Annotated in this window: 21 protein-coding genes and 1 pseudogene; 13 read left to right on the top strand and 9 right to left on the bottom strand. The window is 55.4% G+C overall.

Going from position 1 to position 23,752, the window contains the following annotated elements; translation table 11 throughout:
• The first annotated feature begins 313 nt into the window (after positions 1–313).
• The 7 genes from ABUK12_RS02625 (at position 314) to ABUK12_RS02595 (ending at position 6,099) form a co-directional block, all read left to right on the top strand.
• On the top strand, positions 314–1,060 hold the full coding sequence (locus ABUK12_RS02625) for a GntR family transcriptional regulator (RefSeq protein ID WP_410014828.1): 747 nt from the start codon (positions 314–316) through the stop codon (positions 1,058–1,060).
• Positions 1,061–1,131: 71 nt separating this feature from the next.
• Positions 1,132–1,605: a PTS sugar transporter subunit IIA gene (locus ABUK12_RS02620; RefSeq protein WP_410014827.1), complete on the top strand. Its 474-nt coding sequence runs from the start codon at positions 1,132–1,134 to the stop codon at positions 1,603–1,605.
• The gene (locus ABUK12_RS02615) at positions 1,602–1,889 is read left to right on the top strand and encodes a PTS sugar transporter subunit IIB (RefSeq protein ID WP_410014826.1); all 288 of its coding nucleotides are present in this window, start codon (positions 1,602–1,604) and stop codon (positions 1,887–1,889) included. The genes ABUK12_RS02620 and ABUK12_RS02615 overlap by 4 nt, the downstream gene beginning before the upstream one ends.
• Before the next feature lie 75 nt (positions 1,890–1,964).
• On the top strand, positions 1,965–3,323 hold the full coding sequence (locus tag ABUK12_RS02610) for a PTS galactitol transporter subunit IIC (protein WP_410014825.1): 1,359 nt from the start codon (positions 1,965–1,967) through the stop codon (positions 3,321–3,323).
• Positions 3,316–4,797, top strand: coding sequence for an FGGY-family carbohydrate kinase (locus ABUK12_RS02605; protein WP_410014824.1), 1,482 nt, complete (start codon positions 3,316–3,318; stop codon positions 4,795–4,797). Before ABUK12_RS02610 ends, ABUK12_RS02605 begins: the two co-directional genes overlap by 8 nt.
• 144 nt (positions 4,798–4,941) lie before the next feature.
• On the top strand, positions 4,942–5,802 hold the full coding sequence (locus ABUK12_RS02600) for a class II aldolase (protein ID WP_410014823.1): 861 nt from the start codon (positions 4,942–4,944) through the stop codon (positions 5,800–5,802).
• 27 nt (positions 5,803–5,829) lie between these two features.
• A complete protein-coding gene (locus ABUK12_RS02595; RefSeq protein ID WP_410014822.1) occupies positions 5,830–6,099 on the top strand; it encodes an HPr family phosphocarrier protein in 270 nt (89 codons plus the stop codon).
• 12 nt (positions 6,100–6,111) lie between these two features.
• Here the strand turns inward: ABUK12_RS02595 and ABUK12_RS02590 are convergent.
• The 3 genes and pseudogenes from ABUK12_RS02590 to ABUK12_RS02580 all read right to left on the bottom strand — a co-directional run.
• Positions 6,112–6,318, bottom strand: a pseudogene (locus tag ABUK12_RS02590) (integrase core domain-containing protein); the annotation flags it as partial.
• A gap of 223 nt (positions 6,319–6,541) precedes the next feature.
• Positions 6,542–7,327 carry a class I SAM-dependent methyltransferase gene (locus tag ABUK12_RS02585; protein ID WP_410014821.1) on the bottom strand — a complete coding sequence of 262 codons (786 nt, stop codon included), beginning with the start codon at positions 7,325–7,327 and terminating at the stop codon, positions 6,542–6,544.
• Between the two features lie 644 nt (positions 7,328–7,971).
• Positions 7,972–9,141 (bottom strand): MFS transporter, encoded by a 1,170-nt coding sequence (locus ABUK12_RS02580; protein ID WP_410016808.1) that lies wholly within the window; start codon positions 9,139–9,141, stop codon positions 7,972–7,974.
• Positions 9,142–9,283: 142 nt separating this feature from the next.
• Between ABUK12_RS02580 and ABUK12_RS02575 the strand changes: the two genes are divergently transcribed.
• The 5 genes from ABUK12_RS02575 (at position 9,284) to ABUK12_RS02555 (ending at position 15,552) form a co-directional block, all read left to right on the top strand.
• Positions 9,284–10,282 carry an AraC family transcriptional regulator gene (locus ABUK12_RS02575; protein WP_410014820.1) on the top strand — a complete coding sequence of 333 codons (999 nt, stop codon included), beginning with the start codon at positions 9,284–9,286 and terminating at the stop codon, positions 10,280–10,282.
• 484 nt (positions 10,283–10,766) lie between these two features.
• Positions 10,767–12,488, top strand: a complete 1,722-nt coding sequence (locus ABUK12_RS02570; RefSeq protein ID WP_410014819.1) for an IlvD/Edd family dehydratase — start codon at positions 10,767–10,769, stop codon at positions 12,486–12,488.
• Positions 12,489–12,574: 86 nt separating this feature from the next.
• On the top strand, positions 12,575–13,267 hold the full coding sequence (locus tag ABUK12_RS02565) for an RraA family protein (protein ID WP_410014818.1): 693 nt from the start codon (positions 12,575–12,577) through the stop codon (positions 13,265–13,267).
• Between the two features lie 89 nt (positions 13,268–13,356).
• A complete protein-coding gene (locus ABUK12_RS02560; protein ID WP_410014817.1) occupies positions 13,357–14,685 on the top strand; it encodes an MFS transporter in 1,329 nt (442 codons plus the stop codon).
• Positions 14,686–14,805: 120 nt separating this feature from the next.
• Positions 14,806–15,552 carry an IclR family transcriptional regulator gene (locus tag ABUK12_RS02555; RefSeq protein WP_410014816.1) on the top strand — a complete coding sequence of 249 codons (747 nt, stop codon included), beginning with the start codon at positions 14,806–14,808 and terminating at the stop codon, positions 15,550–15,552.
• A 154-nt stretch (positions 15,553–15,706) separates the two neighbouring features.
• Here ABUK12_RS02555 and ABUK12_RS02550 read toward each other — a convergent pair whose 3' ends face one another.
• The 6 genes from ABUK12_RS02550 to ABUK12_RS02525 are packed head-to-tail and all read right to left on the bottom strand — an operon-like array spanning position 15,707 to position 22,164.
• On the bottom strand, positions 15,707–16,477 hold the full coding sequence (locus ABUK12_RS02550) for an ABC transporter ATP-binding protein (RefSeq protein WP_410016807.1): 771 nt from the start codon (positions 16,475–16,477) through the stop codon (positions 15,707–15,709).
• A gap of 24 nt (positions 16,478–16,501) precedes the next feature.
• A complete protein-coding gene (locus tag ABUK12_RS02545) occupies positions 16,502–17,368 on the bottom strand; it encodes an ABC transporter ATP-binding protein (protein WP_410014815.1) in 867 nt (288 codons plus the stop codon).
• Positions 17,340–18,245 (bottom strand): ABC transporter permease, encoded by a 906-nt coding sequence (locus tag ABUK12_RS02540; protein ID WP_410014814.1) that lies wholly within the window; start codon positions 18,243–18,245, stop codon positions 17,340–17,342. Before ABUK12_RS02540 ends, ABUK12_RS02545 begins: the two co-directional genes overlap by 29 nt.
• Positions 18,242–19,297, bottom strand: a complete 1,056-nt coding sequence (locus ABUK12_RS02535) for an ABC transporter permease (RefSeq protein WP_410016806.1) — start codon at positions 19,295–19,297, stop codon at positions 18,242–18,244. Before ABUK12_RS02535 ends, ABUK12_RS02540 begins: the two co-directional genes overlap by 4 nt.
• A 2-nt stretch (positions 19,298–19,299) precedes the next feature.
• Positions 19,300–20,958, bottom strand: a complete 1,659-nt coding sequence (locus ABUK12_RS02530) for an ABC transporter substrate-binding protein (protein WP_410014813.1) — start codon at positions 20,956–20,958, stop codon at positions 19,300–19,302.
• Positions 20,959–21,009: 51 nt separating this feature from the next.
• Entirely contained in the window at positions 21,010–22,164 is a 1,155-nt protein-coding gene (locus tag ABUK12_RS02525) for a mandelate racemase family protein (protein ID WP_410014812.1), read from the bottom strand.
• A 512-nt stretch (positions 22,165–22,676) separates the two neighbouring features.
• Between ABUK12_RS02525 and ABUK12_RS02520 the strand changes: the two genes are divergently transcribed.
• The gene (locus ABUK12_RS02520) at positions 22,677–23,750 is read left to right on the top strand and encodes a glycosyltransferase family 4 protein (protein WP_410014811.1); all 1,074 of its coding nucleotides are present in this window, start codon (positions 22,677–22,679) and stop codon (positions 23,748–23,750) included.
• Positions 23,751–23,752 lie beyond the last annotated feature (2 nt).

Raw genomic sequence — 23,752 nt, 5'->3', positions numbered from 1 at the left:
CGCCGGCCGGTCGCCACCGCTGTCCGAGCCCATGAACAAATACGCGGGAGGCGCCCAGGCCTCCCCCGGCCGTATTTATTTCAGCGCAATGCGCGCGACACTATCATTCATGCGTTATTGGGGATGCCGATCCGAGTATTTTTCTGACAGCTGCTTTTCTGAATAAATGTGACTTATATCACCTTTTTTCGATCCTGATCCGGTCCCTGAAAATGTGACCCCTCTCCATCACATCATTCGCCGTTTTTCATATTATAGTCGTGAAGTTGTACATAATTGTCTATAGACAACTCAGGATGTTCAGGTGCGCGCCATGAAAGCTTTAAGTAAAAATTCCCAGATCCCACTTTACCAGCAGGTGGCGGAGTGGATAAGAGAAAGTATCTACACCGGAGAGTTGGTCGAGGACGACCGTATTCCCTCTGAATTCCAGATTATGGACATGCTGGAAGTCAGCCGGGGCACCGTAAAGAAGGCGGTCGCCCAATTGGTGAAAGCCGGGACGCTGGTTCAGGTCCAGGGAAAAGGCACTTTTGTCAAAAAGGAGAACATCGCCTACCCGCTGGGTGAAGGATTATTGTCGTTTGCCGAATCGCTGGAAAGTCAAAAAATCAGCTTCAGCACCTGTGTGGTAACTTCACGAATTGAATCAGCAAATCGTTTTGTTGCTGAGAAGCTGCAAATAAAACCGGGGCAGGACATTTTATACCTTGAACGTCTGCGTTCTATTGGCGATGAAAAGGCCATGCTGATTGAGAACCGTATTAATATTGAGCTTTGTCCGGGCATTACCGAAGTGGATTTTAACAAGGAAAATTTGTTTCCAACGATCGAGCGCCTTTCTCAGCAAAAAATCCGCTACTCAGAAAGCCGTTACGCCGCCCGGTTGATTGGTAATGAGCGTGGTCATTTCCTGGATATCAGCGAAGAAGCGCCGGTATTACACCTGGAACAGCTGGTTTTTTTCTCCCGGACTTTGCCCGTAGAGTTCGGCAATGTCTGGCTGAAAGGTAATAAATACTATCTGGGCACCATCCTGCAGCGCCGGGAGGTGAGTTGAGGCGGTTTTGATAATTATCCAATCGTCATCAATCCAAGCCATTGTCGAGTAACGTGATTAATGAGGAATTTATGCAGGGCATTGAATTCAAATCCGAGTACGTTCAACGCATCCCTGCGGGAATGAGTGTTGATGCGCTCATCCGCCGACTGGCGCAACCGCTGATTGCCGATGGACAGGTGGTCGGGGATTTTGCCGACCATGTCCTGGCGCGTGAAAAGAAATTCCCTACCGGCCTGCCTACAGATCCGGTTGGCGTAGCAATACCGCATACCGATCATCGTTATGTGCGCCGCAACGCCTTCGCCATTGGTATCCTGCCGGAGCCGGTGGCGTTCGCGGATATGGGCGGTGAGCCAGACCCGGTGCCGGTGCGCGTGGTTTTCTTACTGGCGCTGAGTGAAAGCAACAAGCAACTCAATGTGCTGGGCTGGATAATGGATCTGATTCAGGATGACGGGTTTATGCAGAAATTATTCGCCATGAGTAATGAACAAATTCACCAGGCTATTTTAGATAAACTCAATGAACGAGGTGAAATATGAGCCAGACTATTTTATTTGTATGCGCCACCGGCATCGCGACCTCCACCGCGGTGGCCGAAAAGGTAATGGAGTATTGTAAGGAACAAGGACTGGATGTCAATTATTCACAAACTAATGTCGCGTCCCTGCCGAGCAATACCGACGGGGCGACTTTAGTGGTATCCACCACCAAAGTGCCTTATGAACTGGATATTCCGGTAGTTAATGGCCTACCTATAATTACGGGCATAGGCGAGGATAAGGTGCTGGAGAAAATAGCATCGATCCTGAAAGACCAAAAATAATTAATTTAAACTATTCCGATTAATTTATAAAGGCGCTAACGCGAGGTCCCGTTACGTCTGCAACAGGGGTTTGCCATGAATGAAATAGCCCATACCCTATATACGGTCGTGCAATATATCCTGGGTTTTGGCCCGACGGTATTATTGCCGCTGGTATTATTTATTCTTGCTTTGTTCTTTAAAGTAAGACCGGCCAAAGCGCTGCGTTCATCCCTCACTGTCGGTATCGGCTTCGTGGGAATCTATGCCATTTTTGATATTTTGACCAGCAACGTGGGACCCGCGGCCCAGGCCATGGTGGAACGTACCGGTATCAACCTGCCGGTAGTGGATCTTGGCTGGCCGCCGCTGTCCGCCATTACCTGGGGATCGCCGATCGCGCCTTTCGTGATCCCGCTGACCATCCTGATTAACGTGGCGATGCTGGCGCTTAACAAAACGCGTACCGTCGATGTGGATATGTGGAATTACTGGCACTTCGCCTTGGCCGGTACCCTGGTTTATTACAGTACGGGCAGTTTCGTGTTTGGTCTGCTGGCCGCCGGCATCGCCGCGGTGGTGGTACTCAAACTGGCGGACTGGTCTGCGCCGATGGTGCAGAAGTATTTCGGTCTGGAGGGTATTTCATTACCGACGCTATCCGCGGTGGTGTTCTTCCCAATAGGGCTGTTGGTGGACAAAATCATCGAAAAAATCCCGGGGCTTAACCGTATTCATATCGATCCGGAAACTGTGCAGAAGAAGCTCGGCATTTTCGGTGAACCGATGATGGTGGGCACCATCCTTGGCGTGCTGCTGGGCGTTATCGCCGGTTATGATTTCAAACATATCCTGTTATTGGGTATCAGTATCGGCGGGGTAATGTTTATTCTGCCGCGTATGGTCCGCATCCTGATGGAAGGCCTGTTGCCGCTGTCAGAGGCCATCAAAAAATACCTCAACGCCAAATATCCGGGGCGCGATGATTTATACATCGGGCTGGATATCGCGGTGGCGGTAGGTAACCCGGCAATTATCTCAACGGCGCTGTTGCTGACGCCCATTTCGGTTTTCATCGCTTTTGTTCTGCCGGGAAATAAAGTGCTGCCGCTCGGGGATTTGGCGAATCTGGCGGTGATGGCGTCAATGATTGCGCTGGCCTGCCGCGGCAACATTTTCCGCACCCTGCTGGGGGCGATTCCGGTCATTGCCGCGGACCTGTGGATTGCCACCAAAATCGCGCCGTTTATCACCACTATGGCGAAAGACGTCAACTTTAAATTTGCTGATGGCTCTAGCGGGCAGGTTTCCAGTTTCCTGGATGGCGGCAACCCATTCCGCTTCTGGCTGCTTGAAATCTTTAACGGCAACATTATCGCTATCGGTTTGGTGCCGGTAATCGGCCTGGTGCTATATGGGGTGTTCCGAATGACGCGGAGAAACGTATATGCCTGATTCCAGCGCGGCTATCGTCATTGATATCGGTACCACCAATTGTAAAGTCACCTGTTTTTCCTGCCAGGATGCCACGCGGCTGGGGGCCAGAAAATTTGTTACTCCCAAACTGATATCGACGCAGGGCGCGGTTGATTTTGACGTCGACCAGCTGTGGCTGGAGATTAAGGCGGCAATGTCCGGCCTGGCGGCGGAATCATCGCTGCCGGTGGGACGCATCAGTATTGCCAGCTTTGGCGAATCCGGTGTGTTCATTGATGATAAGGGAGAAATACTGACGCCGATGCTGGCTTGGTATGATCGCCGCGGCGAAGAATATCTGGCGGCGCTGAGCGAGGTGGAAAGCGCAAGGCTGTATGCCATCACCGGGTTACCTCCGCACAGTAACTACTCCGCTTTCAAAATGCGCTGGTTGCTGGATCGCTATCATTTACACGGACGGGAAGACATCTGCTGGCTGCATGCCCCCGAGTTACTGCTGTGGCGGCTAACCGGACAACGACGCACCGAGATCACGCTCGCCAGCCGCACACTTTGCCTCGATGTCAGCCACGGCGCCTGGTCGCGGGAAGCAGCCGATATTATGCAACTGCCGTTTGCCGCCTTTGCGCCGCTGCTGACGCCGGGGGAAGTTGCGGGCTGGGTCGCTCCCGAACTGGGCCGCGATCTGGGTTTCTGCGAACACGTCAGCGTCACGCTAGCCGGACACGACCACATGGTGGGCGCCCGGGCCCTGCAAATGAAGACGGGGGAAATATTGAACTCAACGGGGACGACAGAGGGCATTTTGCTGCTCAACTCCCGCCCCGCCTTGAGCGTACAGGCAAGCCGGGACAAACTGGCCAATGGCCGTTATTCGTTGCCGGATCTTTATACCCTGTTCGCCTCTTTGCCGGTCGGCGGTTTTGCCCTGGAATGGCTGAGCAACACCTTTCGTTTTACCTTCGGCGAAATCGAAGCTGCCCTGGAGCGCGGCTACCGGCATTATCTGGACGAGATGTGGACACTAGAGGATGTGCCGGTATTTATCCCCCATTTGCGCGGCTCGGGGTCCCCGCATAAGAACCGTCATACCCGGGGACTGCTGTATGGCCTGGGCGACAGTCTGTCCATCGATACGCTGGTCGCTGGTATTTCGCTGGGGCTGGCGATGGAATTCGCCAACTGCTTTGCCTGCTTTGGTGTCCCTGCGGGGCAAACGCTGAAGGTGATTGGACCGGCCACAGGCAATCCGCTCTGGTTGCAATTAAAAGCTGATATTTTGCAGCGCCCGGTGGACGCCATTGCATTTGATGAAGCCGTCTCGGTAGGGGCGCTGCTCACCGCCTGTCCGACGCTGGCGCCGCCGGAGGTGACCGTCGCCGCGCGCTATCTTCCCAATATGCGGCGATACCGGGCGCTGCAAGGTTATCAATTACGCTGGCAGGAGTTTTATCGCTTCAAGCTTCAACAGGAAGGTGTTATTGCTGAATAAGCCTAGGTGGCGCGAAGTACCTAAGCAAATAACTTGAATAAAATAATGCCTTGAATAGTGCATTATTTTATGAGCCAGGAGAGGAATTGGGTTAGTAAATTAAAATTTATCTCTATGTTAGCAACACTAAATGAGGAAAATACTATGCCATTAGTTAATGGAAAGATCCTGCTCGACCGAATTCGCGAAAAGAAAGTGCTGGCGGGTGCTTTTAATACCACGAACCTGGAAACCACAATTTCTATTCTGAATGCCATTGAACGATCGGGATTACCTAATTTTATTCAGATCGCGCCGACCAATGCCCAATTGTCAGGTTATGATTATATTTATGAAATTGTTAAGCGGCATGCCGATAAAATGGATGTCCCGGTAAGTTTGCATCTCGATCATGGTAAATCGCTGGATGATGTGAAACAGGCGGTGCGCGCTGGGTTCACCTCGGTGATGATTGATGGCGCGGCGTTTTCATTTGATGAAAATATTGCGTTTACGCGTGAAGCGGTTGATTTCTGCAAATTATTCGGTGTGCCTGTTGAAGCGGAACTCGGCGCCATTCTGGGTAAAGAAGACGATCATGTCAGCGAAGCCGACTGTAAAACCGAACCGGAAAAAGTAAAGGCGTTCGTCGAGCAAACCGGCTGCGACCTGCTCGCGGTCTCGGTGGGCAATGTCCATGGTTTGGACGATATTCCCCGTATCGATATTCCGTTGCTCCAGCGTATTGCCGCGGTGTCCCCGGTGCCGCTGGTTATTCATGGCGGTTCAGGTATTCATGAGGATATCCTGCGCAGCTTCGTCAATTACAATGTTGTCAAAGTGAATATCGCCAGCGACCTGCGAAAAGCGTTTATTACATCCGTGGGCAAAGCCTATGTTGATAATAACAATGAGGCTAACCTGGCCCGCGTAATGGCGCGCGCAAAATATGCGGTTGAAGAGGATGTCTACGCCAAAATCCTGATGATGAATAAAGGTCACCGCTATATTCGTAAAGCATCTTAAGGTTCACCGAAACCATCTGAGGATAGTATGATCAGGCAAAGCGTCAAAGTAATAAACAGTACGGGATTACATGCCCGCCCGGCGGCTTGTTTAGCCAAGATAGTAAAAAAATATCATTCATCACTTACCCTGATAAACAACGGGAAGGAAATCCCGATTAAAGGAATGATGAGTATATTAGGCGCCGGCGTGAAAGGAAATACCACGATTGATTTGCTGTGCGACGGTCAGGATGAGCATGAGTTTTTGGAGGAACTTAAAACGGAATTTGCCCGTGGCTTCGGTGAAAAAGATTAGTCATTTTAATCTTCAACTTGATGTGATTACCACCACTGCCGCATCTTCAACAAACTTGGGCGGGGTCATCCCGCCCAGGGCAGAATGGGGACGGTACCGATTATAGTGTACGCGCCAGGCTTCAATCTTGCACCGCGCATCGGCCAAGGACATGAACCATTTCTCATTCAGGCACCCCAGCCGGAGTCTGCCGTTGAACGACTCGACCGTCGCATTATCACCGCGCTGATGTTCGCCTGCCCAGAATGGGCGGGCGGGCAGTAAAGTTTCTTAATCATGAAGCGCCAGAATTTCCGCGGCTCCCATGGCATGGTCAAGACTGCTCAACCAGCCATGGCAGTTATAAAAATCATCGTCGGTCAGTTAGCTGTTCCATGGCGGCGCATCACTTTGCTGGATTTGATATTACATAGCTTCATTTCCTGTCATCCCCTATATCTCTCTACCCACGCGTGCATTCTATTATCGCTGCATGGGGTTGCTGCTGATAAGGTTGCAAAAAAGCCGTATCCTCGGCGGAGGTATTTTCCGCCCATATTAGCGGACGCCATAGTATATTGTTAAATCCAGCCGCGGCCAAGGTACTTTCAAGAGTATGAGCTGACCAATAGTAAGTTTGCAGGTCGATATCATAAGGCGGTTTATGAAGGTGCAACCCAACTTTGCTTCCATCAGCCCTGGCTTCTGTTTCAGTCAAACTGAAGCCGAATGGGAGGTAATACAACGGATCCGTATTGAAATCAGGGTGAAGTGGCAGAGTTATTAGTTTTCCGCCGGGCTTAAGCAGGGATGCAAAAGACATGAACAAAGTTGATAAATCTTCCAGGCTGTTGATATAAGGTATGACATAGATCGATAGTACAATATCAAAAGTGTTATTTAATGATTCATCAAGATGGGAAAGAAATGTGATACCCTTGCCATCCTTTTTTTCTTGATAAATGGCATGATCAAGCATACCTTTCGATATATCATAGCCAAACACCTCTTTAGCGCCATTATCTATCAGCCACCGCGCATAAAACCCCGGACCGCAGCCGAAATCCATAATTCGCTTGCCGCTTAATTTTCCTAAATGAAACTTTATGGTGGGTGTTTCCAATTGTGTCCGATAGGGTTGAAGAGAAAAAGAATCATAAAGTTCAGCATATTCATCAAAAGTTGCGGGGTCAAAAGTGGTCGCGGACTCTTGGCCTATATTGTTGTCTTGAGAATTGGAATCACTCATTTGTCCTCCGTAAAGCCCTAGAAGGGTGTTACATTTTTTAACAGTAGGCATCTCTAATTGACAAGATAATATGATTTAACAGAATTTATTTTTATGGTTCACCCGAAGAGCGACATGTTATAAACTTAATACCAGTGGAGACAATGATAATGTTCATGAATAACATAAATTTTTTTAATAAACATTTTGATCAAGGTATCAAGCCGGCCTGATTTACATCTTTATATATAGAAGACAGATAACGCATAGATAACATTCATATTAACTGAGAAGGGAAGCAAATCAATTGCCATTTTTGATGGGCCTGTGTCAAAAAAAGCAATCTCCATGACACCTGTGCTATCAAAGGTGAGTGAAGCCGCTTCATGTCCCGTTGATAACTGGCGGGTTGTCAGGCTGTGCGTCCAATTCAGGCACCGGGTCGACCCCATCTCCCGCCACGACCCCGGGGCTGTGACATTTGCCAGGATTATAGTTAAAGTTGAATCGGCCCCGGTCGCGCTAGCGATAGCGATAGCGATAGCACGGGGCCATTTTGCGCCGTCGGTTTACCAGCACCCGGTGGTGGGTGTTAAATATGTTCCGCAACCGGTGACGATCAGCGCCGGGATACCATCATTGACCCGCCCATGGGACTATGTTGGTCAAACGTGCGGTACTTGGCCGGCTGTCGCACCGTGCTGTGGCAACGCCACCAGAACACCCAGGGCAATCACAAGCGCAGCGAGCAGCATCACAGCGCCTGCGGCGATAAAGACGCCGGTGACGCCGCTAAAACCGAACACTATGCCGCCCACTGCGGCGCCGGCGGCTATTGACGATTGCACCGCCGCGACGACCATGCCGCCCGCGGTCTCCGCTTGATCCGGGACGGCACGCGCCACCCAGTTAGACCATGCCACCGGCACGCCGCCGAAGGCCAGCCCCCACAAAGCCACCAATAGCATCAGGCCTGTTTCGTGGACGGGGAGCCAGATCATGCCGAACGCCGCCACGCCCACCAGCGCAGGCATCAATACCAACGTAGCGCGCAGGCTACGTTCCATCAGCCAGCCGGCCAGCAGCGTGCCGACGAAGTTGGCGATACCAAACCCCAGAAGCATCAGAGACAAACCATCAGCATCAATAGGGGCCACGCTTTCCAGCGCGGGGCGGATATAGGTGAACAAGGCATACTGGCCCGTGTGAGCCAGCACGCAGCCCATCATCCCGATCCCAATGCCTGGGCGGCGGAGCAATTCCAGAACCGATGCGGTGCGCGCCATCTTGCGCGCAGTCATGCGGGGCAGCGTGAACAATTGGAAGACAAGTGTTAACCCGCCAACACCCGCCGCCGCCACAAATGCACTGCGCCAGCCATAGAGTCCCCCCAGGTAGCTTCCCAACGGCACAGAAACCACCGTCCCGATCGCAATGCCGCTGAAGATGATGGATAGCGCCCGCGGCACTGATTTCGCAGGCACCAGCCGCATAGCCACGGCTGCCGCCATGCTCCAAAAACCGCCCAACGCGATGCCCAGCAAAATACGCATCACCAGTAACACTGTCAGGCTGGAGGACAACGCCACAAGCACGTTGGAGGCGATCATCAGCACGGTAAAAGCCAACAAGACGACGCGCCGGTCAAACCTACGCGTCAGACCGGGCACCAGCAGCCCGGCAAACAGGGCGATGACGGCGGTTACCGTCACCGCTTGGCCGGCAAGCGCCTCCGACACGCCGAGATCGGCTGCCATTGGCGTCAACAGGCTGGCGGGTAGATACTCCGCCGTCAGCAACCCGAACACACCCATTGCCAATGAAAACACGGCCATCCACGCGGGTGCCGCAGGCGCTACACCGGCCGCACTGCCTGTGTTGGCGGTGGGCCGGCCATCAAAAACGTCATTACTCATCTCGAACATCCCTGGCTATTGGTTGTAGCCGCAAGTCTAGCGGCGCAACGCAGGATGATCTATGATGCTAAGTCTTGATGTTTTGCTCGAAACGCCGAAAATGACTGAACAAGAACAATTTGCCCTATCGTCAGATCTCATCAGCGAACTGCTGACCGGCATGCGCCTGCAGGGTGTTCAGTACCGCCGCATCCAGACCGGCCCCACCTTTGGCCTGGGTTTCGATGCCAGGCCGGGACATGCTTACTTCCATTTCCTGGCCGTCGGCAATGCCGTACTGCGCACCGGTGATGGTAGGTTGCATGCATTGTCTGCGGGTAGCGCCGTGTTCATGCCTCAAGGCGAGGCTCATCAACTGCTATCCGCGGCCGAAGTTTCATTTCAGGACATCGGCATGTTCGACGCCGCGCCCCTCGGTGAGGCCGTGAGCGGGGTGAACACATGCCCCAGTACGCATGCTACGCCCAGCGCGGTTCTCTTTTACGGCTGCATGGAGTTCGATCTCGGCGCCATGCAGGGACTCGGCAAGATGATGCCAAGCGTCATGGTGGCTGACACACAAGAGCAGCGCTACCCTGGTTTGCTGGCGATTCTTGACGCAATGAAACGTGAAATCTGCGCAGGCCGCATCGGCTTCGCCGGTATTCTGGCCCGGCTCGCTGAGGTGGCAGGAGCCATGATCGTGCGCGGCTGGATCGAATGCGGTTGTGAGAACGCCTCTGGTCTTGTCGCGGCATTGCGTGATCCGCGCCTGGCCCGCGCCATATTGGCGTTGCACCGCCAGCCTGGCCGTGCATGGACAGTTACAGCGTTGGCCGCGGAGTCGCATGTCTCTCGTTCTGTCTTCGCGCAACGCTTTCACGCCACCATCGGAATGCCGCCCCTGCGCTATGCCACGGAGCTGCGGATGCGTCTTGCCAGCCAATGGCTGCTTCACGAGAGATTGTCCATCGACGCCGTCGCCCAGCGTCTCGGCTACACCTCTCAGGCTGCATTCAGTCGCGCCTTCAAGCGCGTCATCGGCCAGCCGCCGGGCGCCAGTCGGCATCGGCTTACATAAGCAAGCGCTTTGGCCGCACTGGACTGACGTTATTTGCGCCGCGCGCACGCGAGGATAAGGCGGACTTTAATCGCGGGTGGAGACCAGACTTCAGGTATCATATTCATCACATAAGCGTGATTTCCGTCGCAAATTCAATATAAGAAGAAAATTTTTTGACTTTTATATATAAAAATCATTATGCATCTTTACGCGATTAACTCTCTGAATCAAATATTTTTTATTCGCATAATTCCTCTCAGACAATCACCGGATTTTTATATATAAAAGTCCGAGATGTATCCTTGCAATGAAATGCCTTTTTTATCGCAAAACCGAAAAAAAGAATGATGCCGCCCCCAGGTTGACTTGATCGGCAAGCCTCCTAGAATCCGTCATTATGTCAACACATTGAAGCCAAGATAACAGGTCGGCACATGATAAAGACCAGTCATGATCGGCGGATAACCACGGGCGCCATTGCGCGAAACAGAGTGCATAAACGATGACGAACAAGAGACGAAGCCAGGAATGGTTTGGACGAACGGATAAATCCGGTTTTATCGCCCGCAGCTGGTTGAAAAACCAAGGCTTGCCAAACGATGTTTTTGACGGCCGGCCGGTTATCGGCATTTGTAATACGTGGTCGGAGCTCACGCCATGTAATGCGCATTTGCGCGACCTGGCCGACCAGGTAAAACAGGGCGTGCTGGAAGCCGGCGGCATTGCGTTCGAATTCCCGGTGATGTCCCTGGGCGAAGCGCTCATGAAGCCCACCACCATGTTATTTCGCAATCTTGCCAGCATGGACGTGGAAGAAACGATCCGCGCAAATCCCATAGACGGGGTCGTGCTGCTGGTCAATTGCGATAAAACCACGCCCGCCTGCCTGATGGGCGCCGCCAGCGTCGATCTGCCCACCATCGTGGTCAGCGGCGGCCCGATGCTTAACGGCAAACACCATGGCAAAGATCTGGGTTCCGGCACCGATCTGTGGAAATTCAGCGAAGATTTGCGCGCGCAAAAAATCACCCAGGAGGCGTTTGATCAGGCGGAAAACAGCATGTCCCGCAGTCCCGGCGCCTGTAACACCATGGGCACCGCGTCTACCCTCGCCTGCATGGTGGAGGCCCTGGGCCTGACGCTGCCGGGGGGCGCCGCCATTCCGGCGGTGGATGCCAACCGCCGGCGCCTATCGCGCCTCGCCGGCCGGCGCATTGTGGCCATGGTCGAGCAAGACCAGCGGTTATCGCAGATCCTGACGCGGCAAGCATTTGAAAACGCCATCGTGGTTAACGCGGCGATCGGCGGCTCAACCAATTTTATCCTGCACCTGCTGGCCATTGCCGGACGGCTGGGGGTGGAATTGACGCTGGATGACTTTGATCGCCTCAGCCAACGCGTGCCGCTGCTGGCTAACCTGAAACCCTCGGGCGACTACCTGATGGAAGATTTTTATTACGCCGGCGGGGTACCGGCGGTCATCAGCCAGTTGGCGCACCGGCTGCACGGCGAGGTGATACAGGCCAACGGCCTGTGCCTGACGGATAACTACCGTGGCGGCCGCAGTTATAACAATGCGGTGATCGCCGATGCCGCCGCCCCGGTGCAAGAAGACGCCGGCACCGTGGTGTTGCGCGGCAATCTCGCCCCCGACGGCGCAATAATCAAGCCCTCCGCCGCTTCACCTGATCTGTTGTGCCATACCGGACGGGCGTTCGTATTCGAGAATATCGAACACTATAACGCGGTGATTAACGATTTGACCCTGCCGGTGGAAAAAGACGACATCCTGGTGATGAAAGGCGCCGGCCCGCGCGGCTATCCGGGAATGCCCGAGGTAGGCAATTTCGGCTTGCCGAAAAAACTTTTGCTCGAAGGTGTGCGGGATATGGTGCGCATCTCCGACGGGCGCATGTCCGGCACCGCTTTCGGCACTATTGTCCTGCACGTCAGCCCGGAATCGGAGATTGGCGGCACGCTGGCCCTGGTGCAGACCGGCGATTTTATCGAGCTGGACGCCCGGGAAAAAATCCTGCATTTGCGCGTGTCCGAGGATGAGCTGGCCCGGCGCCGGCAGCGCTGGACGCCGACGCTGCCCGCCATCACGCGCGGCTATGCCAGTTTATATATCGCGACCGTGCAGCAGGCTCATCTCGGCGCCGATCTGGACTTCCTGGTAGGTCACTCCGGCGATCATATCGACCGGGAACCGCACCCCGAGTAGCGCCTGCGTATTACCCTCAGCCCAGGCCGCCATGACGGCGACCATTCCAACCCTTGCACTTGATGATGAATCGACTGGAGAGAACGATGAAAAACCATTGGCCTGATGATGCCGCCCTGTTTGCCCTGGCGCGTGAAAAATTATTCGTGGCGTTGGTGGGCGATATCCTGGATACCATGGGTTTGCAGCACCAGTATTTACATCCGCACTTGAAACCCGTCGATCCCGCCGCGGTGATCCTCGGTCGCGCCATGCCGGTACTGGAAGCGGATTTTTTCGATACGCAATATGAGGGTCATAATCCTCTGAGCGCCCAGCCATTCGGCCTGATGTTCCAGGCCCTGGACGACCTGCAAAAGGACGAGGTTTACATTTGCGCCGGCGGTTCCCATCGCTATGCCCAATTTGGCGGATTAATGGCGACCCGCGCCCTTTATTGCGGCGCGGCGGGCGCGGTCGTTCACGGTTTTCACCGCGATACCAACGAAATTCTGAAATTACGGTTTCCGGTAGCGTCTTTCGGCAGTTATGCGCAGGATCAAGGGCCGCGCGGCAAAGTGGTGGACTGGCGGGTACCGATAGAATTGGACGGCATCAAAGTGATGCCCGGCGACGTCATTTACGGGGACCGCGACGGCGTACTGGTGGTGCCTGCCGCCGCAGTGGACGATGCGTTCCACGGCGCATTCGAGAAAGCCAAAGGCGAAAATAACGTATTGGAGGCGTTACGGCAAGGTATGCGCACCACCGATGCCTTTGAGAAATTCGGCATTATGTAGCCGCCGCTTATTGCGGTAAGCCTATCCTTCTGCGAGACAATAAGCGGTTCACTGGGTGCCCTCACCTTTTATTGCCTGGAGTCTGAAAAATGGAAAGTCATATCCACCTCGAAGAAAAGGCGCTGATGAAAAAAATAAGCGTCAAAATTATCCCTCTAATGTTATTAATGTATATTATTGCTTATATCGACCGGCAGAATATCGGTTTTGCCAAATTACATATGGTTGATAGCCTGGGCTTAAGCGAAACCGCCTTTGGCCTGGGCGCATCGCTATTTTTTATCGGTTATTTATTTTTTGAAATTCCAAGCAATATCTTTTTGCATAAAATAGGTCCGCGTATTTGGTTTGCCCGCATCATGATCACGTGGGGTATCATTACCATTCTGCTGGCTTTTACCACCAGCGCCACCATGTTTTATATCTTACGGTTTTTAATCGGCGCGGCCGAGGCAGGACTGTATCCCGGTTTGCTTTATTATATGACCCGCTGGTTCCCGCTTGAATATCGGCCAAAAGTCGTCAGCTATCTCATTATGGCCAGCCTGTTTGCCAATCTGGTCGGCGCCCCGCTCAACGGGATGTTGCTCAGCATGCACGGCGTACTGGGGCTTGACGGCTGGCAGTGGATTTTTATCGGCACCGGCGTGCCGGCGGTGCTGTTGATTATTCCGGTCGTGATGTTTTTAGCCGAAACCCCTGAAAAAGCCAACTTCCTGGACGAAACGGAAAAGCGCTGGCTGGTCAACCGTCTCGACCTTGAGCGCGAGGCCCATCAGGATCATCGCATAACCGGCGTATTGCAGACGTTGATCGACCGCCGCGTCCTTCTGCTGGCGTTGGTGCTTGGGTTTATTTCCTTTGGCGCCTACGGCTTGAGCTACTGGATGCCCACTATCGTCAAAGGATTCGGCGTATCCGACTTGCATAATGGCTTTATTAATATGCTGCCCTGGCTGATGTCGATTCTGCTGCTGTGGTGGTTAACCGCGAAACCGGGTCGCACCGCCAGCCCGGTGCTCAACATTGCGCTGCCGATGTTCGTCGCGGCGGTGTTCCTGGTGGCCAGCGCCTGGTTTATCAACACGCCCGTACTGAGTTTTTTCTCGATTACCCTGGTGATAATGGCGATATTTTCCATCCAGCCGTGCTTTTGGAACCTGACGCGTTTTCTGAGCGGCAGCGCCGCGGCAGCCGGGCTGGCCGCCATCAATTCCCTGGCCAACCTGGGCGGATTTTTTGCGCAGAATACGGTTCCGGCGATCCGTGATATGACCGGCAGCAGCAGCGCCCCTATGTATTACCTCGGCGTTTGCATGGCCGTCGGCGGCGTGGTCACCTTGCTGGTTATCCGCTATTTGCGCCGCAGCGAAACGCCGCAAAAATCCACCGAACGGGCGGATATCATCCCGCGCTAGGCGCGGCGCCCTACTGCTGCGATTCTTGCCCGCGCGGATAGCAGCAGTTATTTTTGACAGCGCCAGCGGGGTTACCTAAGGTAGGATTTATCCTTTTGCGCCTGATAACCGAAAGCCACCATGAATACGCCCAGCCAGGAATACAAAGCGCCGGCCCTCACTCGCGGACTTAAAATTATCGAATACTTCGCCAAAACCGGGGCGCCGAAAAGTATGGGGCAATTGGCGGCTGAACTAGGGCTGTCATTCAATCACATTTATCGCATCGTGCAGTGCCTGTCGGCAGAAGGCTATTTGTATCAAGATGCCGCCCGGCTTTACCATCTGACCGATAAGGTGCAAGTCAAATACGCCGTCAGTCCAATCCAGCAATTCGCCCTTTCCGAGCAGTGCCAGCGCCTGATGCGCGATTTCTCCTGGCAAACCAATCAGCCCTGCCACTTAGCCTCGTTGAAGGAAGATGATTTTGTGGTGCTGGCGCATGCTTATCCTGAATTCTCCCCCGCCATTGGCGCCCGCGCAGGGGCTACCCTGAATGCGGTTAAATCCAGCTCGGCGTTGTTGTTCCTGGCAATGGCCTCCGACCAGGCCGCACTGCGCCTTATTCGTCATGCCCCGCTGGGACCGGAACTGCGGGCCAACCTGCATCAACAATTAGCGCAAATCGGCGAGCAAGGATTTTCCGAGATCAAACACGACCGGATAATCGGCCTGACATCGGTCTCGTTCCCTGTTTTGGGCCATGACGACCGGGCCGAGGCGGTGATAACCTGCCCCCATTTTGATCATGTGCCCGGTGATTATGATGAACTCAAAAAAAGCTTGCGCGAACTGGCCTCGGCATTAACCCAAATGTATCGCCGATAGACATCCCGGTCCTACTTTTAAGCGGCTTTTTAAGGGCCATATCCAGGACCCATTCCGGCGCGATAGAGAATTGCCCCACATGCCTGAATCCGACAATGTTATCCAGCAAGCCAAACCCCGCTGAACGCTGAACGCTGAAGGGAAGGTGCGGTCCCTATAACATCACTTTTGCCGCCATTTCCCTGCTGTAATTGCGGCTGGCATCGACCAGCACGCGGGTGTAATCCTGCTGAATATCGCCGCGCAGCAGCGCGTCGGTTTCCAGCGTTTCGAGGATTTTGCCGTATTGCATGACGGCAACACGCTGGCAGAGGTGGGCGATGACGCCCAGATCATGCGTCACCATCAAATAGGTCAGCCCTTCCTCTTTCTGCAGGTCGAACAACAAATTGAGGATTTCCGCCTGCACCGACACATCCAGCGCCGAAGTCGGTTCGTCAAGCAGCAGTACGCGCGGCTTGAGGATCAGCGCGCGGGCGATAGCGACACGCTGCCGCTGGCCACCGGAAAGCTGATGCGGATACCGCCGGCGGAACGCGCGGTTCAGACCGACTTTGTCCAGGATAATGTTAATCCGCCGATCACGCTGATCGATACGGTGGATTTGCAACGGCTCCTCAAGAATATCGCCGATCGTGTGACGGGGATGCAGCGAGCCATAGGGATCCTGAAACACCATTTGCACCAGACGGCAACGGCCGCGGCCAATGCGGTGCTGGAGCGGCTGACCGTCGATTTCCAGCTCACCGCGCCAATGGGTAAACAGCCCGGCGAGACATTTCAGCACCGTGGTTTTCCCGGAGCCCGACTCCCCCACCAGCCCGAAGATTTCTCCTTCACGGACATCGATATTCACCTCCGTCAGTACCTGGGTGGTTTTCGCGCCTTCGCCGAACGCAAGATTCAGATTGCGCACGTCGATCATGGTTTTCGTTTGCATTTCGGCTCCTTAATCGGTAAGCCAGCTGGCCTGACGGTGCATCACCGGCAGCGGATAACGACGGTTATCCATGTCCGGCAGCGCGCTAAGCAAACCGCGCGTATAGGGATGCCGCGCATTATCCAGATCGGTGGCGGCAATCGACTCCACAATGCGTCCGGCATACATCACCAGCACGCGGTCGCAGAAGCTGCGCACCAGATTGATGTCATGGCTGATAAAAATCAGTCCCAGTCCACGGGTTTTCACCAGATCGTCGAGCAGCGCAAGCACCTGTAAACGCACCGAGACGTCCAGCGCGGAGGTCGGCTCATCGGCAATCACCATTTCCGGGTCAGTGATAAGCATCATGGCGATCATGATGCGCTGCCCCTGCCCGCCTGAAATCTCATGCGGATACAGATGATAAACACGTTGCGGATCGCGGATGCGCACCACATCGAGCATATTGAGCACTTTGCTTTTCGCCTCCCGATAGGAACAGGTGTGATGCGAACGCCACGCTTCGGCAATTTGATCGCCGACGCAGAGTACCGGATTGAGCGAGTATTTCGGGTCCTGCATAATCATCGATATGCGTTTCCCGCGCACCCGCCGCATCTGCCGCGGGCTGGCGTTAAGCAAATCGATATCACCGAACTGCATTTTTTCAGCGGTAATGCGTGCTTTTGCCGGATGAAGCTGCAACAGCGCCCGTCCGACGGTGGATTTGCCCGAACCGGATTCACCGACAATCGCCAGTTTTTCCCGCCCGAGTTGGAAGGAAACGCCGCGCACCGCCTGCGTTTCCTGACGTCCATTGACAAAGCTGACGTGCAGATCGCGCACATCGAGTAACGCCGGGGCGTCATTCACTACGGGGATCGAGGATGTCACGCAGGCCATCTCCTAAAAAGTTGAACGCCAGGCTGTTAATCATGATCGCCAGACCGGGAAAGGTCGCAACCCACCAACACTCCATCATGTACGTCCGGCCACTGGAAATCATTGCGCCCCACTCGGGATCGGGCGGCTGCGCGCCCAGGCCGAGGAACCCCAGGCCCGCGGCGGTGAGAATAATTCCCGCCATGTTCATGGTGATACGGATAATGACCGACGGCAGACACAGCGGCACAATGTGGCGCCACAACACCCGCGCCGGGGATGCGCCCAGCAAACGCACCGCCGAGATAAAATCGGCCTGGCGCAGCGAGAGCGTTTCAGCGCGGGCCAGGCGCGCAATCGGCGGCCAGGCGGTGAGCGTAATGGCGATCACCACATGTTCCAGCCCCGGGCCGAGCGCGGCGACAAACGCCAGCGCCAGCACCAGGCTCGGAAAGGAGATGAAAATATCCGTCACCCGCATCAGCACCATATCCGTTTTACCGCCGAAATAACCCGCGGTGACGCCGAGCAGCAACCCGAGCGGCCCGACGGTGACGGAGACCAGCAGCACGATATACAGCGTGATGCGCGAGCCGTAAACCAGCCGGCTGAAGATATCGCGGCCAAACTCATCGGTGCCAAACCAATGCGCCGCCGACGGCGGGCTGAGCGCGTTATTCAGGTCCTGCACCAGCGGATGGAACGGCGCGATCCAGGGTGCGAAGAGCGCCACAACCATCAGCAGCAGAACAATGGCGCCGCCGATAGCCGTCAGCGGGTTGCTCGCCATCCGCCACAAAAAATTGCCGATGCGGCCCAACGCCCGCTTCACGCGCCGGCGTTTTTCATCACCGGCGCTGAGCGCCGCAGAATCAAGGGATATCGTCATACTTTTGTCCTCGGGTCAAAAACCTGGTACAGCAGGTCAGAGAGCAGATTCAGCATCACGAAAATTAAACCGACCACCAGCACGCAGCCCATCACCGCGTTCATGTCGCCAAGCATCAGGCTGCTGGTGAGATACGAACCGAAGCCCGGCCAGGAGAAAACCGTTTCAATCAGCACCGCGCCTTCGAGCAGCGAGCCGTAAGCCAGCGCAACCACGGTCAGCAACTGGACCAGAATATTGCGGAACGCGTGATTCCACAGCACATGCCATTCGCTCAGGCCTTTCACCCGGGCGGTGATAATGAATTCCTGCGATAGCTGCGCCAGCATAAAGCTACGCGTCATGCGGCTGATATAGGCCAGCGAGTGAAAGCCGAGTAACGACGCAGGCAGGATCAAGTGATTAAGCGCGTCGCGAAATACCGTCCCGTTGCCGGCAATCAGCGCGTCGATCAGCATAAAACCGCTGTGGCGCGTGACCTGTCCGTCGAGGCTGAAATCCAGCCGGCCCGCGCCGCCCACCCAACCGAGCCAGGCGTAAAACACCAGCAGCCCCATCATCCCGACCCAGAATATCGGCGTGGAATAGCCGGCAAGACTGATAATCCGCACGACGTAATCCGCAAGGCTGTTGCGTTTTGCCGCTGCCAGCACGCCCAGAGGAATGCCGACGCCGGCACCGAGAATGATCGCCAGCGTCGCCAGTTCCATGGTGGCCGGGAACACGCGCAAAATGTCCCGCGTCACCGGCTTGCCGGTCAGCAGCGCATTGCCCAAATCACCGTGCGCCAGGCCGGAAAGGTAAATGCCGAATTGTGTCCACAGCGGTTTATCAAAACCGAGCTGATGGTAAACCTGTTGATAAGTGCTGTGGTCGGCGTCGGGGCCGACAATCGCCAGCACCGGATCCACCGGCATTACGCGGCCAATAAAAAACGTCAGCAGCAGCAGGCCGAACAACGTCACCACGACCTGGAGCAGGCGTTTGCCGATCCGCCCCGCGGGGAAAGGCGCGCGCGCGGTTTGCTTTGTAACCGGCGCCGGAATGGGCATGGTCATAATCCCTTCCCTCCGGCTGGCTGCGCACCCGGCGACACAGGCTGCCGGCTCTCGTCTTTATAGACATCGCGCAAAAAGGTGGTGGCCGACGGATGCGGCAGATAGTTTTTGACGTCCCTGCGCACCACGATGGAATCGATCATTTGCGAAACCGGCACCAGCGCCGGGATCAGGGCGTCGTAGCGTTCCTGAATGGCAAAGTACTCCTGCTTTTGTTTTTCAGGATCACGTTCCAGCAGCGCCCGGTCGATGTCTGTATTGAGCTGTTTATCGTAAAAACCCGTGCGCCAGCCCTGGAAATTGGTGAGACGCGCCGCGTCGCTGTTATCCGGGTTATAGACCAGCGCGCGCAGGCTGGAATGCGGATGCGGTTCCACACCGCTGCCGCCGCGCCCGACCAGCATGGCGAACTTGCGTTCACGCATGGCGCCGTAGATCTGGTTGCCGGTGCCGGTGACTATTTTGGCGCGGATCCCCGCCTGCATCAGCGTGGACTGTACGGCAATCGCGATATTGAGAAACGGCTGATCGGCCAGCACCCGCAGCGTGGTATCAAAGCCGTCGGGATAACCGGCATCGGCCAGCAGCGCTTTGGCGCGCGGAATATCCAGTTTGTAGCCCGGATCCGGCAGGGTTGCCGGCATGCCGACCTGGATCGGCCGCTGGTGCACAATGCCGTAACCGGTCATCAGCGCTTTACCGATGCCCTGATAATCGATGAGATAACGCACAGCTTCGCGTACTTTCGCGTTGGCGAAATGCGGATCTTTCATGCTCATCGCCACGTAATAAATCGTGCCTTTCTTTACCTGCTCGACAACCAGCGCCGGGTCATGGCTGAGCGCGTTGACATCGGCAACCGCCATGTTATTGGCGATATCCAGGTCGCCCTTTTCAATCATCAAACGCAGCGTTTGCGATTCCTGAAAATGGCGGAACACCACGCGGGATAGCCGTGGATTTCCGCGCCAGTACTGCGGGTTGCGGCTCATATTCAGCACGTCTTTGGCCTGCCACCCGTCGAGGCGAAACGGGCCGGAACCCGCTTCATTGGTGGTCAGCCAGCGGTTGCCCCAATCGCCGTTCACCTCATGTGCCTGCACCGTTTTACGATCCAACGCCACCACGCTGCCGAGCGCGGCCAGCGAATAGATCACCAGTTTCGGGTCATTCGGTTTCGGCAGTTGGATTTCAACGGTATCAGGCGACGGCGCGCGTACCATTTCATCGACGTTATCTTTGCTGAATCCATAGGATTTCCATACCGATGCCTGCGCCAGGTTCAAATGCAAAATGCGGCGCATCGACCACACCACATCGTCTGCGGTGACCGGATTGCCGGAGTGGAATGTCACGCCTGCGCGCAGATGGAACGTCAGAAGATTGCCGGCATCGTTGACCTGCCACGAGGTCGCCAGCGCCGGACGCACATGCGTCAGCTGTTGCGGATCGAGCTCAATGAGCGGGTCATAAAGGTTGACCACGATACCGACGATATCATTGCCGGTCATCGCTGCCGGATCGAGCGTCAGCAGGTTGTTCATATTCATGCCGACGATCAGCTGGTCGGGCGGCGTTTTCGCCTGCGCCGTCCAGCAGCTCATCATCAGCAGGAGCGCGAATAACCACGCCCCGGGGGGTGTGCCAGTGTTCATGATGTACCTTCCGGGTAGAGTCAGAGGTTTAGTATTTTTTCTGCCCGCAGGTCAGTCGCGGCTGACGGTATGCGTTTCTATGTAGTCAAAATTAATGTCCTCTCCGAGGCCGGGGCGATTGGAAAGATGGACAAAACCCTGCTTATCCATCGGGTCGACAATACTGTTCAGGTAGGCGGCGGGTTCGTCGTATTCGAGGAACGGATGCAACAGGCCGCGTTCGTACCACCGGCAATTGCGGATCGCGCCGACCACGGCCAGGCTGGCCGCGCCGTTGCCGTGCACTTCGCAGTCCATGCCGAACGCTTCAGCCAGACCGGCGACTTTCATGCACGGCGAGATCCCGCCGACGCCGTTGGCTCCGGCGCGTAGGATGTCGCAGGCGCCCGCCTTCACCCAGTCGGCGCGGCTGTGGTGTTTGCCGCCCAGGCTTTCCGGGCCGATCACATCGATAGCGAGGTTTTCCGCCAGCCAGGCATAGGAGGCCATGCTTTCTTCTTCCATCGGCTCTTCGAACCAGGCAAAGTTGAGTTTTTCCAGCGCCTTGCCGATGGTCAACGCCTGGCTGCGGCTGTACCAGTGATAACCGTCGAGCATCAGTTCGATGTCCGGCCCGACGGCTTCGCGCACGGCGGCGCAGGCTTTGATGTCCATTTTCGGGTCTGGCGCGAACGCCACCGGCGGCATCCAGGTATGCAGCTTGATGGCCTGATAACCGCGCGCCACCAGCTTCTCGGCAAACCGAGCGAACTCATCCGGCGTGGAAAGGCCGCCCTTCAACTCATCACCGCACATGGTGCTGCCGTATGCCGGCACTTTTTCCCGGAATCCGCCCAGCAGTTTGTGCACCGGCATGTTCAGTTTACGGCCGATTAAATCCCAGAGCGCCTGCTCAACAAACGACAGCGCGCGTTCGGTCAGCTGGTGCGCGCTGCCGCGCTGCCAGTGCGCCAGATCCTGCCACAACCGTTCGCGGTCAAACGGATTCTGCCCCACCAATACTTTTCTAAAGAAGGCGTTGACCACGTGTGGCCGCACCACTTCCGGCGGCGCGAATGAATATCCGCAGTCACCCTCGTCAGTGGTCAGCGTCAACAACGCCATTTTTGCCTGACTTTCTTCACCCGGATGCGAATGGCCCGCGCTATCAGAAACGCGACGTGTCGGATACGTAAAAACAGAGACCTCAACTGACGTTATTTTCACAGCGATACCTACCATTTCTGGGAGAGTTAACGCCCGCCTGGGCGCGCCGGAGTTACGGCCACATCGAGTAATGTGAGCGCACTCACAATTTTATGAAACTTACAATCACAAATAATAAAATGGTATTTCATTATCGAAGTTAGTCAGTTTGTTTTCATATTTCCTCTGCCAGACGCCGAAAATTTCACCTTAAGTTTGGGCATCCGCATAGGGATATGTGAACAGCTTCACGAAAGAGAGGAGAAGTGAGCGCGGCGCAGAAAACAGGCGTAGAGAAGTTGGGGGAATTATTGGCCGGCCTGATGTTGCCAAGGGCTTTCGCTACCGGGCTAGGATGCGCGCAGTTCGCCCACGATCCCGTCCCAACCCTTTGGCCGCGTTAGGGTTTTATCCGCGGCCGGCAAAATCCTGTTGCGGACTTGAAAATTTTGCGCACGCACCCTATTTTCTTTTTTGCTATCGCTGCGTTTGACGCGCCTTTCATCACTTATTGTTGGTATGGAGATAAGCTAATGAAAATTGCTCAAATTGCGCCGCTGTACGAAGCGGTTCCCCCCAAACTCTATGGCGGCACCGAACGGATCGTCGCCAATCTTACCGACGCATTGATTAAAAAAGGACATGATGTCACGCTGTTCGCTTCCGGCGACAGCCAAACCCTGGCGCCATTGCATGCCGGCCGCGATCGGGCGCTGCGTCTTGATCCCGCTCCGCTGAAATCGGATCTGGCCGCCCATTATGTGATGTTCGATGAGCTGCGCGAGCGCGCCGGCGAGTTCGATGTGCTGCATTTCCATACCGATCTGCTGCATTTCCCGTTCTTCGAGTCCGTGGCCGCCAAGACCCTGACCACGTTGCACGGCCGGTTGGATATGACCGATCTGCCCACGGCTTTCCATCGCTGGCGGCAATATCCCCTGGTATCCATTTCCGATTCGCAGCGCCAGCCGCTGCCGTTCGCCAACTGGGCCGGCACGGTATGGCATGGGCTGGATCCCGAACGCTATAGGTTCACCGCCGCTCCCCGGGGGGACTACCTGGCTTTCCTCGGCCGCATCTCGCCGGAAAAACGCCCGGATCGGGCTATCGCCATCGCCCGTCAGGCCGGGATTCCGCTCAAGATTGCCGCCAAGGTGGATGATGCCGATAAAAACTATTTCCGCCAGGTGATTGAACCGCTGCTGCAGGGCGGCGGCGTGGAGTTTATCGGTGAAATCAACGACCGGCAGAAAGCGGATTTCCTCGGCCAGGCGCGGGCGTTGCTGTTCCCCATCGACTGGCCGGAGCCGTTCGGGCTGGTCATGATTGAAGCGATGGCCTGCGGCACGCCGGTCGTGGCCTGGCGCTGCGGTTCGGTGCCGGAAGTGATCGAACCGGGTGTCACCGGCTTTATTGTAGAAGACGAAACGCAGGCGGTGGCCGCCTGCCGCGCCGTGGACACGCTGGACCGCTGCCGGGTACGGACAGAGTTCGAGCAACGCTTTTCGGCCGACGTCATGGCCGATCGCTATGTACAATTGTACCGCCGTTTGCGGCAGCCGGCCGCCAACAGCGATGCCCTGTTGCATGTGGAAAAGGCGGGGTAAGC

The sequence above is a fragment of the Sodalis sp. C49 genome (genome assembly GCF_046352915.1).
In the GTDB taxonomy this organism is placed as follows: Bacteria; Pseudomonadota; Gammaproteobacteria; order Enterobacterales; family Enterobacteriaceae; genus Acerihabitans.
The sequence above is the reverse complement of the archived record's forward strand: the minus strand, read 5'-3'. Positions and strand labels throughout refer to the sequence as shown.